Here is a 12,299-nt window from a genome sequence, read left to right on the forward strand (position 1 = left end):
TCAGGCGGCTTTCGCGGAAAGCTCGGGAACGGAGGACGCCACCGGTTCGCATGCCTGAACGATGTCGCGGATGACGAAGGCCGCGGCCTGCTTGCGCGATGCCGCCAGGCCTTGACTGCGCGCGCCGCCATCCTTGTCGAATGTCCGCCAGAGCCATGCGCCAGCGTCGGTCGGCGCGATCAAGAACCGGATCATCGCCTGCGCGGCCTCTGGCGCGGTGCTTGCGAAAAGGCGCGCCGAGGCCACGCGCTTGAGCGCAACTGTCATACCGGCGCTCCGAGAGGATAGGCAAAGTCGAGCGGAGCTGGCGTCCAGGCTTCGTGCTCAGGGCTGCAGCGGCCGTGAACCTTGACCTCCACCGCTTGCGGCCACGACTGGGCCAGCCGCCGGGCTTGGGCGATCGCGCGGCGGCGCGCATCGAAGAAGAGAACCTCGCCAGTGTCGGCGATCTTCACGCACCAGCCGCCATCATAGGGCGAGACATCGAACACGCTGGCCATAGCGCTTACTCCGCGGCGTAGACGAGCGGGTGGGTGTGGGCCCACAGGTGCGCGCGATAGGTGTCGAAGCACTGCTCGCCGCAGACCAGGCGCATCAGCGCGCCCTCGGCGATGAAGCGCGCCCGGCTCGGATCTTCCGAAACCAGCGGAACAAGCGCTTCGGCATTCCAGGCCTTGGAGTGCTCGACATCCAGGTGGGCGTGGAGGGCGAAGTATTTGCGCGCTTCGGGAGAGACCCCCACGCGCTTGAGCCCGGCGTCGACGCAGGCCACGCGGGTAGGGGCGGTCAGCTCGACCACGCCTAACGCGCCGATCGAGTGCCAGGTGTAGCGCCGCGTCGTAGCGAAGGCGGTCATGGTGTTGGCCAGGCACAGCGACTGCCACAGGGTGGTGTCGATGGTCGGGGCGATGCCCAGGGTGGCGGTCGTTCGCTCCAGCATCGGGCCGTGCATGCCCCGTGCATTGCCCCGACCCATCTCGTCCCAATAGTTGCGGGCCAGCTCAAGCTTGGCGCGGTCGGGAATCTTGACCTGGGTCAGGGCGACCAGGTCGTCGAACCCAGCCTCGCCGGCCGCCTCTTGGGTCAGGAACCACTTGAGGTCTTCGAATGACGCCGAGGCTTCCAGCCAGTCGAACAGCGGATCCCATTGGCCGGGGCCGTGATCCTTCAACGCTTCGAACCAAGCGACGAAGGCCTCGGCGTCCGTCGGCACGTCGGCGACCAGATCTTGGATATGCGCGCGGAAGGCTTCGACGTATTCGCCCTCCAGGCGCTTCATACGTCGCTCTTCGTCGATGTCGTCGCGCCACGTCTCGGTCGGCGCTTCGGGCGATAGACGGCGGTGATTCCAGTGGGCCAACCCCTTGTGCAAGGTGTCGGCGTCGGGGAATTGCGGGGAAAAAGCGCCAAGGCGCGAGAGGCGGTCGCCACCAAACATGATTGCTACTCCGACAGCTGAACGGAGGCTCGGCGCGAGCGCGGATCGCACATCGTCGTTTCCTCCCTGATCGTGTGGGCCGCACTTCAGGCGGCGAGCAGCTCAAACGGAGGCGCTCGACCCCCGTTCCAATGTCGGGCTGTCGGCGTAGCGCGGCGTCGCGAAAAGCCAGCAAATTCGGAGCTTAGCGAATTTCCCGGTCGCTTGGCGCTTTCATTTGATAGGCGGTCGCGCCTTCAACCTTGGCCTTTGGAACAAGACTTCGAGCGAGGCGGTTGATCGGCCAAACCCCGGGAGACCGAAGATGTCGGAAGAAACCATCGCCCGCGCGCTGGACAGCGACGCGCCGTTGACCGCCGCGGTCCATCAACGCGACATCGCCCACGAGGTCGCCGAGGAGCGCGGATGGCATGAAGCCGCGCTTGTGGGCCGCACCGTCACCATCAATCGTCCGCGTGCGGAGCTCTACGCCTTCTGGCGCGACTTCCGGAACCTGGCGCTCTTCATGGAGAACGTTGAGAGCGTCACCCCTGGCGACGGGCGTCGTTCGCACTGGGTGGTCAAGGCCCCGGCCGGCAAGACGGTCGAATGGGACAGCGTTCTCACCGAAGAGGTCGAGAACGAACTGCTGGCCTGGGAGTCCGCCGAGGGCGCCGACATCAAGAACGCCGGCCGCGTCGAGTTCAAGGACGCCCCGCCAGGGCGAGGGACGGAAGTCACCGCCACGATCGTCTACGAGCCGCCGGGCGGAGACCTCGGAAAACTGATCGCCAAGCTCTTCCAAAAGGAGCCGAAGATACAGGCGCGCCGCGAACTGCGCCGTTTCAAGCAGCTGATGGAGACCGGCGAGATCTCCACGGCCAAGACCCAAGACGCCGCGCCGCAAGGCTGACCTCCAACCTCTTTTCATGGAGACGCCGATGCGCGCTCTGACCTGGCACGGCAAACACGACGTTCGCATGGACACCGTGCCCGACCCCAAGATCGTCAATCCCCGCGACGCGATCATCAAGATCACCTCGACCGCCATCTGCGGCTCGGACCTGCACCTCTACGACAGCTTCATTCCCTCGATGGAAAAGGGCGACATTCTCGGTCACGAGTTCATGGGCGAGGTCGTCGAGACCGGACCCGGCTCGACCCTGCAAAAGGGCCAAAGGGTCGTCGTGCCGTTCGTGATCGCCTGCGGCAAGTGCTTCCATTGCGAAAAGCAGCAGTTCTCGGGCTGCGAGAATTCCAATCCGGCCGAGACCCAGGACCTTGGCGAGATCGCCTACGGGACGCCGATGACGGGGCTGTTTGGCTATTCGCACATGACCGGCGGCTATGCCGGCGGCCAAGCCGAATATGTCCGCGTGCCCTACAGCGACGTCGGGCCGATCGTCATTCCGGACGGGCTGGACGACGACCAGGTGCTGTTCCTGTCCGACATTCTGCCCACCGGCTGGATGGCGGCGGAGAACTGCCAGATCGAGCCGGGCGACACTGTCGCGGTCTGGGGTTGCGGCCCGGTCGGGCTGTTTTCGATCCAGAGCGCCCTGATCCAGGGCGCACACAAGGTGATCGCCATCGACCACCACCCGCACCGCCTGGAGCTGGCCAAGTCGCTGGGCGCGCAGGTGATCAACTACCACGACGTCAAGGTCCGCGAGGCGCTGATGTCGATGACCGGCGGCATCGGTCCCGACGCCTGCATCGACGCGGTTGGCATGGAAAGCCACGGCTTCTCGATCGACAACGTCGTCGACGCCGTGAAGGTCGCCACCCGCCTGGGCACCGACCGCGCCCACGTGCTGCGCGAAGTCCTGATGGCCTGCCGCACTGGCGGCCGGGTCTCGATCCCCGGCGTCTATGGCGGCATGGGCGACAAGATCCCGATCGGCGCCCTGATGGAGAAGGGCCTGCAGATCCGCACCGGCCAGACCCACGTCCATAAATATCTGCGCCCGCTGCTGGACCTGATCGGCGAGGGCGTCATCGACACCACCTTCCTGATCAGCCACCGCCTGCCGCTAGAGCGCGCCCCCGACGGGTACAAGATGTTCAAGGAGAACCAGAACGAGGTCACCAAGGTCGTGCTCAAGCCTGACTGGCAGAAGGAAGCCGCGTGATGATCGACGACATTCGCCCCTTGGCCGTTGTCACCGGCGCCTCGTCCGGTATCGGTTACGAGCTCGCCCGCCTGGCCGCACAGGACGGTTACGATCTGGTGATCGCCGCCGATGCGCCCGATATCGTCGAGGCGCAAACCGGACTCGAAACCCTCGGCGGCAAGGTGGAAGCCCTGCAGGTGGATCTGTCGACCACCGAAGGGGTCGACGCGCTGTTGGCCGTGATCGCCGACCGGCAGGTCGATGCGCTGATGGCCAATGCCGGCCGCGGCCTAGGTCATGGTTTCCTCGATCAAGACTGGACCGAGGCCCGGTTCGTCATCGACACCAACATTACCGGGACAGTTTATCTGATCCAGAAGATCGCCAGGCCCATGCGCGAGCGCGACCACGGCAAGATCCTCATCACCGGTTCGATCGCCGGCTTGATGCCAGGCTCATTCCAGGCCGTCTACAACGGCACGAAGGCCTTCCTGGACAGCTTTGCCTGGGCCCTGCGCAATGAACTCAAGGACACAAGCGTCACGGTCAGTTGCCTGATGCCCGGGCCTACCGACACCGAGTTCTTCGAGCGCGCCGACATGCTGGACACGAAGGTCGGCGCCGATCCCAAGAAGGCCAATCCCGCCGACGTGGCCCTGACCGGATATCGCGCCATGCAGAAGGGCGAGGGCGATGTCGTCGCCGGCTTCAAGAACAAGCTGCAGGCGGCGATGGCGGCGGTGACACCCCAGAGCGTCCTGGCAGAGCAGCATCGCAAGATGGCCGAACCTGGAAGTGGAAAGTCATGACGCCAGAACCCAATGAGGCGCCCGCGGAGCGAGACGCTGGCCTTGAGGCTCCGCCCCCGCCAGCGCTCGATCCCAACAAGAAGACGGATGCGACCCATGACCCGACGGCTGACGACCCGGGCAACGGCGCGGACTGATAAAAATCGAGGCGCTCGACGCCGAGCCCAAGGACAAAGGACGAAATAGATGACGCAGAATGCCAACACCGATGGCCGCAAAGCCAATGCGGCCGAGCCGCTCGGCGAACGGCCGGGCCTAGTGAGCGAGAAGGACGTGGTGAAAACGGGCAAGGCCGAGCAGCGCTCGGCCGGCCCCGACGGCCCCGACGCTGCAGAGGTCGGCGATACCTTCAAGCGCTCAAGGTCCTGAGCGCGGCGGGCATGGCCCTTCCGTCAGACATTTGGTGCGGGTCGCAAGCTTGGCGCTAACGACATTGCCCTGACGTGCGTCGCAGGCGTTAGCCGCCACCATTTGATGCGAGAGGAACGTTCCCAGCGGCGACGCTTTCTTGGTGATCAGCTTTCTATCGGGTGACCTCGTGGCCGGCACATCGACCTCAACGGGCCTAGCGTGAGCGGCCTTCGTCGTCGCATTCGCTCGATCGCTCTTTTCGAGCAGCTAGGGCCGGGCCTTGTCACCGGCGCGGCCGACGATGATCCCTCCGGCATCGCCACATACTCCCAGACCGGCGCGAGGTTCGGGTTCGGCCTGCTGTGGACTCTCCTGCTAACTTACCCGCTGATGACGGCGATCCAGCTGGTAAGCGGTCAGATCGGCCGGGTCACCGGCAAAGGCCTCGCGCACAATATGGGCGCGGTGATCCCGCGGGCGGCGGTCACTGGGCTGGTGGCCCTGCTATTCGTCGCCAACACCATCAACATCGGTGCGGATCTGGCGGCGATGGGCGCGGCCGGTCAGCTCCTGGCGGGCGGGGGCGCTCACCTCTTTACCATCGCCTTCGCGGTCGCCTCGCTGCTGCTGCAGATGTTCATTCCCTACAAGAAGTACGTCAAAATCCTGAAGTGGCTTACGCTGGTCCTGTTCGCTTACGTGGCGGTGGTTCTGGTGGTGCGGTTGGACTGGGCGCAGGTCGGCCGCGGCCTCTTCATGCCCGACCTGGCGATGCTGAAATCCAAGGAGGCGATCACGACCATCGTGGCGCTCTTCGGCACGACGATCAGCCCGTACCTGTTTTTCTGGCAGACGGCTCAAGAAGTCGAAGACGTCGATCACGATGCTGCGGCCAAGCCGTTGAAAGAGGCTCCCGAGCAGGCCAAGCGTGAAATGGGGCGCATCCGGCTGGACACTTTCTTCGGCATGGCGGTCTCCAATATAATCGCCTTGGCGATCATGATCGCCACCGCCGCGACCTTGCACGCGGCGGGAAAGACCCAGATCGCTACCGCGGCGGACGCGGCCAAGGCGCTGGAGCCGGCGGCCGGCAAGTTCGCGTTCCTGCTGTTTAGCCTGGGCATCATAGGCACCGGCCTGTTGTCGGTCCCGGTGCTGGCGGGCTCGGCGGCCTATGCGGTGGGCGAGACCCGCGGCTGGACCTGTGGCCTCGACAACAAGCCGTGGGAAGCGGTGGGCTTCTATTGCGTCATCGGCGCGGCGACGTTGCTTGGCGTTGGCATCGACGCCTTGAACATCGATCCGATGAAGGCCCTATTCTGGAGCGCGGTCGTCAATGGGGTGATCGCTGTCCCGATGATGATCGTCATGATGGTCGTCGTCTCGCGACGAGACCAAATGGGCCGGTTCATCGCTGGACCCGCATTGAAGAGCTTTGGCTGGCTGGCGACGGCAGTGATGGCGGCGGCTACCGTGGCCATGTTCGCGGCGATGGCGATTGGTTGAGCGCTGCATGTCCAAGCCCATCAGCCCTTCGCCTGTCTTAGGAGACAGCGATAACGCTTTACCCGCCTATGTGAGCAATGGCGTTGTTGGCCTCCGCGTGCGCCCTCAGGCGCTGCGCGCCGGCATGGCGCTGGTGAGCGGTTACGCGGGCGAGGATCCGGAGCGCCGGATCGAAGCGGCCGCGCCCGCGCCCTATCCCCTGGCGGGGGATATCGCGATCGAGGGTGTGTGGCTCTCGGATATGGCTCACCAAGTCACTGACCTCGAACAGTCCTACGACTTCGCCACGGGGGAATTGACGAGTCGGTTCGCCTTCACGGCGGGAGGCCGGGGTCTGGCGTGTTCGGTGGTGACCTTCGCCAGTCGCGAAGACCCGACGCTCGTCTGCCAGGACGTTACCGTGGAGGTCGACGGCGCTTGCGAGCTGCAACTGCGCGCTGGCGTCTCGACGGTTGGGGTGCTGGGGCGGGCGCTGCGGTTCCTGCGCCAGACTCCAGGCGAGGACGCAGCGCACTGCGACGGAAGCCTTCTTTGGGAGTCGGCCGGCGGCATTGGTCGTCTGGGCCTGGCCTACATCACGCAGATGAACGGTGGCGAGGCCGAAACGGCTGAACCCAGGCGACCCGCCCTAGACGCCGGAGGCTTGAGCAGCCTCTATGCCTTCAGGGCTCGAGCCGGCACGCGTTACACGCTTCGCCAGGTCACCAGCCTGGTCCCCAGCGCCATGCATACGCGCCCCGACGAGCAGGCCGCGCGCCTTGTCGCCAAAGCCAAGTTCGACGGTTTCGAAGCGCTTCGTGACGAAAACCGCGCGGTGTGGGACGAGCTCTGGAGAGGCCGTATTCGGCTGATCGGAGCCGAGGAGCGATGGCAGGCGCTTGCGGACGCCGCGTTCTTCTACCTCAACAGTTCCGTGCATCCGTCGTCGTGCGCTTCGACCTCGATCTTCGGTCTCGCGACCTGGCACGACTACCACTATTACTATGGCCACGTGATGTGGGACATAGAGGCCTTCGCGGTCCCAGTCTTGACACTCGTCCAGCCTTGGGCGGCCGATAGTCTGCTCGACTACCGCTTCCGGAGCCTGGATGGCGCCCGCGCCAACGCCAAGCTCATGGGGCGGCGGGGCGTGCAGTTTCCGTGGGAGAGCTCACCGTCTTGCGGCGAGGAGGTCGCGCCTCTTCCGGGAACGGCCGCCTGGCACGAAGACCACGGCTCGCTGGATGTCGCGCGCGCCTTTGCACTCTATGCCGACATCACCAGCCTGGGCGAATTTCGCCGGCTTAAGGCTTGGCCGGTATTGTCGGGCGTCGCCGACTGGATCGTCTCGCGTACGCATCGGGCCGCCAATGGTTATGAAATCCGCGCCTCGATGGGGATTGCCGAGCGAAAGACGCTCGTCGACAACGCCGCCTTCACCAACATGGCGGCGGTCGTGGTGCTGCAAGACGCTATCCGCTGTGGTGAGCGCCTGGGGCGCTCGGTGAACCCTGAATGGCGGGCGATTGCCGACTCCATGGCGATCCCAATGCGTGACGGGGTCGTGGTGTCGCACGATGGCTATCGCAGGACCGAGGAGAAGGGCGCGACACCTGACCCGCTGATGGGGATCTGGCCATTCGGGTTTCCGCTCTCAGCAGAGGACGAACAAGCCACCTTGGCGTTCTACCTCGACCAGGCCGACGCTTATCTGGGAAGCCCGATGCTATCGGCGCTCTACGGCGCTTGGGCGGCGCGGACCGGGCACAGAGCGCTCTCGCTGCAAATGCTCGAAGAAGGCTATGCCAAGTTTGAGACGGGCCGTTTCTCGCAGATCATGGAGTATCGGCCAGATCGTTTCCCCGAGCAGCCCCGCGCGGGACCGTTCTTCGCCAATATGGGCGGGTTTCTCACCAGTCTTTTGCTGGGTTTCCCGAGGCTGGAGCCCGCCGAGGGACCACCTGAAACCTGGGCGCGCGCTGATGTCGTATTGCCGCACGGCTGGACGGCGATCGAGGTCGAGCGCCTCTTCGTTCACGGTAAGCCCGTGAGCCTCGTGGCGCGCCACGGGGAGCTTGCACGGCTAACGCCCTTGGAGGGTTAGAAGCTCGCCAGGATTGACGGCGCTTCGTCGGCGATCTCACGGGCTAGATAGCCGAGCTTGCCGATCTTGGCGGCCAGTCGCGAGCCAGCCTCGCCGTGCAGGAAGACGCCCCACGATGCGGCCTCGAACGGTGAAGCGCCGCGCGCCAGCAGGCCGGTGATCAATCCGCCCAACACATCGCCCGATCCCGACACGCCCAGCCCCGGACCGCCGCCGGCATAGCGCGCGGCGCGACCATCGGGATCGATCACGAAGGTCACCATGCCCTTCATGACAACGACGGCGTCGTGAAGACGCGCGGCCTGTCGCCCTTCGCTCAGTGGATCGGCGTCGATTTGGCTCTTTTCCACTTGCAGCAGTCGAGCCATCTCTCCGGCATTGGGCGTGAGCACCAAGCCCGGCTGGGGCCGGGCGTTCGGAACGGCCAGCAGGGCGCCGGCGTCGATGACGATCGGCCGCCGACTATCCAGCGCGAGGAGCGCCGCCGCGCGTCCGCCCTTGTCATCCAACATGCCCGGGCCGATCAGCAAAGCATCGCAGCGCGACGCGTGGTCGGTGACGAGGTCGGCGACTGCCCCCACCGGATCTGGCGGGAGCGCCAGGATACGCGCTTCGGGTAACGCGACACTGAGGACAGGCACGGCGGCCGGCGCGACCGCCACCTGTAGTTTGCCGGCTCCCGCCCGTAGAGCTGCGACGCCGGCGAGCATCGCCGCGCCGGCTAACTCCGCCTCGCCGCCCACGACCAGAACCTGGCCACGCCCGTGCTTGCCCCCATCCCCCGGCTCGGGAAGCGGATGCATGCGCATCCAAGCAGCGTCGAGCGCGGCGACTTCGCTCATCGGGCAGCCACGTTGGCGTCGGGCGCGGCGGTGACGGGCGCTGCCTGCTCTTCGAGCGGCGCCGTAAAATTATAGCGATGAAGGACCAGCTCGCCGCTGGGGCCGCTTTGCTGATCGAACCGATATTCGGTGACGCCGCAGTTGGCGATGTCGGCTTGGCGATCAATCGCGAGGATCTGCTCCTCGCTCAAGCCTTCGAGAAGGTAGCGCATACAAAGCACCACCACCTGATGGGCGACGATCAGGACGCGGTCGCCGCCGTGGTGAAGGCTCAAGGTGTCGAGCAGGCTGCGCAGGCGTAGAATGACGTCGCACCAGCTCTCGCCGCCAGGCGGGCGGTGGTAGAACTTTCCCAGCAGGCGTCGAAATTCTGCTTGGTCGGGAAACTGCTGCTCGATCCCATGCCTGGTCAGGCGATCCAGAACACCGAATTCCTTCTCTCGAAGGCGCTCGTCCACACAGAACTTGCGATCCGGTTTGACGAGGCCGCCGGCTTCCCGAACCGACTGGCTGGTTTCGACCGCGCGCCGATAGGGAGACGACATGACCGTGCAGGGGCGCTGGTCTTCGGGCAGTTTGGCGAACCAGCGCCCAAGAGCCTGCGCCTGCTGATGCCCCAAGTCGCTCAAGGGGACGTCCATGTCGCGATCGGCGATGTCGATACGGGCGAGACCAGCCGCGTCCGCCGCGTCCCTCGCGACGTTACCCGCGCTCTGACCGTGCCTTACGATCCATAACCGGGTGGGCCAGCGCTGTTCCATCTTGGAAGAACTCGCGATGTCCGGGGTTGGTTCTCGTCGCGAGAATGCTCCAACGTCACCGGCTGAGCACTTGCTAGCTTCTCACCGTTCTGAAACATTCATTGCGGCGCGTTCGCAATCGGGACGCCGAAATTCAGACTAATCACGCTTTTGTGAGTCATTTTGAAAGCGCAGAAAATTCATATACTTAGATGTACTTAACGATTTTGACGTATTGGGCGACGGCAACTGTTTCTGTATTGGGAAAAAGCCTTTAAAATTCAGATAGATATTTACTTTGTTTATAATCGAGTGGGAGTAAATTCACGCCCACTTCAAAGCGTTGGATGGCGGAGTCGCCTTCCGTCTAACCCTTGGCCAGCGCGCTGGCCGTCTTGCCGTCATACCGACCGCTGAAGCTGGTCTTCAGGTGGGCCATGATCATCCCGACGTTGGCGTCGGGATTTTTGGCCCGGAAGTCGTCTATGGCCTCGCGCAGTTCCGACTCCGTCATCTGCTTGGGGCCATACGAGGACAGGATCGCCAGTTCGGTTTCGGCCGCCTTGGTCCGCTCGTCCACCTTCGACGCGTCGGCGCCGGCTTCGATCAGGCGCGCGCGTTCGGTCGCGAGGTTTTCCAGCGTCAGCTTCGTGTTCTTCAAGAACTTGGCGACGGTCGCGACAACCTTTTCGTCGGTGACTTCCGTCACGCCGCGCTTGAATTCCTCGGTCGTGATCTGCGTGGCTTCGCCGATCAAGGTGGTCAGCACGTCGGCCTTCAGGCGATCGTTCAGCTTGCGCGCCGCGAGTTGGTCAGCCTTGAGTTCGTCGAGCAAAGCCATGTCGTCGTCCTTTCAGTTCACTCTATTCGGTCGTGCTGTAGGGGAGGGTGACCGCCGCGCTTCAAGAGCACGGGCGGGGCGTAAGTTCCGAAGAGGTCGCGCCGGTAGGCAGGGGCGTTGGAAGTCCCGTACATGACCCTTCCGCGATGGGCGAGCTGAAAGGCTGGCGTCCGACGTCAGCATCCTGGAAGCGCGCCTAGGGCGTCTCCTGGCGTTGTTCGAGCGGGCGCTTGGCGCGGCTGGCGCTGCCTATCGTTCGCTCGCATCGCCCAGATCGGGTGTCGGAGGAGTTGGATTGTGCGATTGCGAATTGATCGCATGAGAAAACGGCGCTAGGGAGCCCGCGCTGCGATCGGCGGCGGCAGGTTCACCATGGCTTCCAAGTTTCGCTGGCTCGTTTTCCAGGCCCACTGGCTGCTCGGCATCACCCTGGGTGTGGTCCTGGCGCTGATGGGCGTCACGGGCGCGACCATGGCCTTCGAAGACCAGATCATGGAGGCGCTGAGCCCAGGCGTCGTCAATGTCGCCCCGCGCTCGGCCCCGGTGCTGACGCCGGATGAATTGCTGGCGCGCTTCGTGGTCCAGACACCGGGCGCCAAGCCCACCAGCCTGACCCTGCGCGGCAAACCCGGCGCCTCGGCCCAGGTGACCTTCCAGGTCAAGGGCGCGCCGCGCGCTCAGAAGCTCTATCTCGACCCCTACAGCGGCCAGATCCTCGGCCGCGCGACGGGTGAAGCGTTCTTCGCCACGGTGCGCCGCTTGCATCGCTGGATGCTGCTGCCCGGCGACGGGGAGGGGATCGGCCGGCAGCTGACCGGCGCGGCGGCCTTCAGCCTGATCTATTTCGCGATCTCGGGCCTCTATCTGCGCTGGCCCAAGCGGCCGCTGGACTGGAAAATCTGGCTGAAGCCCAACCTGAAACTCAAGAAGCGGGGGCTGTACTGGTCGCTGCACTCGGTGGCTGGGACCTGGGTCTTCCTGATCTATCTCACGATCGCCCTGACGGGGCTGACCTGGTCCTATGACTGGTACAAGGCCGGCTTCGAGCGGGTCCTGACCGGCAAGGCCGAGGCCGAAGCGCCCGCCGCCGCCAAGAAGCCCGCCGACGCCGCTGGCAAAAAGGCCAAGAAGAGCGGCCCGATCAGCCTGGATCCGGCCTGGCGCGCGGCCCTGGCCGCCGCACCCGGCGCGACCCAGACCATCATCACCCTGCCCAAGGCGGCCGGCGACGCCGTGCGCATGCGGCTGCTGCCCAAGGACGCCGCCAACGAGCGGGCGTGGGACGAGCTGAAGATCACCGCCGCCGGCGCGATCAAGTCCGACGAGCGCTATGCCGACAAGCCGCTGGGCGAGCGGATGTCGTCCGCCCGCCTGTCGGTGCACCGGGGCTCGTTCTTCGGCCTGCCGGGCGCGATCCTCTTCATGCTGGCGGCGCTGTTGATGCCGTTGTTCCCGGTCACCGGCTACCTCCTCTATTTCGGCCGTCGCAGGGCCGCTCAAGCCCGCGCACGCAAGCAAGCCGCGCTCCCAGCCTGATCATTCGCCAGGCGCGGCTCAGGGCCGATGCGCGCCTTTCCATTGCAACTGCCTATCGCT

The 12,299-nt window shown here is 65.0% G+C and carries 13 protein-coding genes; 7 read left to right on the forward strand and 6 right to left on the reverse strand.

Annotated elements, in window-relative coordinates; genetic code table 11:
* From AC07YH_RS05330 to AC07YH_RS05340, 3 genes are read right to left on the reverse strand one after another with little or no spacing between them, the layout of a single operon-like run.
* Entirely contained in the window at positions 1-267 is a 267-nt protein-coding gene (locus tag AC07YH_RS05330) for a hypothetical protein (protein ID WP_494745970.1), read from the reverse strand.
* Positions 264-500: a DUF2188 domain-containing protein gene (locus AC07YH_RS05335; protein ID WP_494745971.1), complete on the reverse strand. Its 237-nt coding sequence runs from the start codon at positions 498-500 to the stop codon at positions 264-266. The genes AC07YH_RS05330 and AC07YH_RS05335 overlap by 4 nt, the downstream gene beginning before the upstream one ends.
* Positions 501-505: 5 nt before the next feature.
* A complete protein-coding gene (locus AC07YH_RS05340) occupies positions 506-1,438 on the reverse strand; it encodes an iron-containing redox enzyme family protein (RefSeq protein ID WP_494745972.1) in 933 nt (310 codons plus the stop codon).
* A 304-nt stretch (positions 1,439-1,742) separates the two neighbouring features.
* Here AC07YH_RS05340 and AC07YH_RS05345 point away from each other — a divergent pair, with 304 nt between their 5' ends.
* The 6 genes from AC07YH_RS05345 (at position 1,743) to AC07YH_RS05370 (ending at position 8,280) form a co-directional block, all read left to right on the forward strand.
* Positions 1,743-2,330 (forward strand): SRPBCC family protein, encoded by a 588-nt coding sequence (locus AC07YH_RS05345; RefSeq protein ID WP_494745973.1) that lies wholly within the window; start codon positions 1,743-1,745, stop codon positions 2,328-2,330.
* A gap of 28 nt (positions 2,331-2,358) precedes the next feature.
* Positions 2,359-3,549 carry a zinc-dependent alcohol dehydrogenase gene (locus tag AC07YH_RS05350; RefSeq protein WP_494745974.1) on the forward strand — a complete coding sequence of 397 codons (1,191 nt, stop codon included), beginning with the start codon at positions 2,359-2,361 and terminating at the stop codon, positions 3,547-3,549.
* Positions 3,549-4,340, forward strand: a complete 792-nt coding sequence (locus tag AC07YH_RS05355) for an SDR family NAD(P)-dependent oxidoreductase (RefSeq protein ID WP_494745975.1) — start codon at positions 3,549-3,551, stop codon at positions 4,338-4,340. Before AC07YH_RS05350 ends, AC07YH_RS05355 begins: the two co-directional genes overlap by 1 nt.
* 186 nt (positions 4,341-4,526) lie before the next feature.
* On the forward strand, positions 4,527-4,709 hold the full coding sequence (locus AC07YH_RS05360; RefSeq protein ID WP_494745976.1) for a hypothetical protein: 183 nt from the start codon (positions 4,527-4,529) through the stop codon (positions 4,707-4,709).
* 201 nt (positions 4,710-4,910) lie between these two features.
* Complete coding sequence (locus AC07YH_RS05365) at positions 4,911-6,197, forward strand: NRAMP family divalent metal transporter (protein WP_494745977.1); 1,287 nt, start codon at positions 4,911-4,913, stop codon at positions 6,195-6,197.
* Positions 6,198-6,204: 7 nt separating this feature from the next.
* Positions 6,205-8,280 (forward strand): glycoside hydrolase family 65 protein, encoded by a 2,076-nt coding sequence (locus AC07YH_RS05370; protein WP_494745978.1) that lies wholly within the window; start codon positions 6,205-6,207, stop codon positions 8,278-8,280.
* Here the strand turns inward: AC07YH_RS05370 and AC07YH_RS05375 are convergent.
* The 3 genes from AC07YH_RS05375 to AC07YH_RS05385 form a co-directional block, all read right to left on the reverse strand.
* Complete coding sequence (locus AC07YH_RS05375) at positions 8,277-9,122, reverse strand: NAD(P)H-hydrate dehydratase (protein ID WP_494745979.1); 846 nt, start codon at positions 9,120-9,122, stop codon at positions 8,277-8,279. The two genes, AC07YH_RS05370 and AC07YH_RS05375, sit on opposite strands and share 4 nt — an antisense overlap.
* Positions 9,119-9,883, reverse strand: a complete 765-nt coding sequence (locus AC07YH_RS05380) for a histidine phosphatase family protein (protein WP_494745980.1) — start codon at positions 9,881-9,883, stop codon at positions 9,119-9,121. The genes AC07YH_RS05375 and AC07YH_RS05380 overlap by 4 nt, the downstream gene beginning before the upstream one ends.
* Positions 9,884-10,229: 346 nt before the next feature.
* Positions 10,230-10,703: a GatB/YqeY domain-containing protein gene (locus AC07YH_RS05385; protein ID WP_494745981.1), complete on the reverse strand. Its 474-nt coding sequence runs from the start codon at positions 10,701-10,703 to the stop codon at positions 10,230-10,232.
* A gap of 372 nt (positions 10,704-11,075) precedes the next feature.
* On the opposite strand from AC07YH_RS05385, the gene AC07YH_RS05390 reads away from it, so the two are divergent.
* Positions 11,076-12,239, forward strand: a complete 1,164-nt coding sequence (locus AC07YH_RS05390) for a PepSY-associated TM helix domain-containing protein (protein ID WP_494745982.1) — start codon at positions 11,076-11,078, stop codon at positions 12,237-12,239.
* Positions 12,240-12,299: the final 60 nt, after the last annotated feature.

Source organism: Caulobacter sp. GW456-12-1-14-TSB4 (assembly GCF_059424195.1).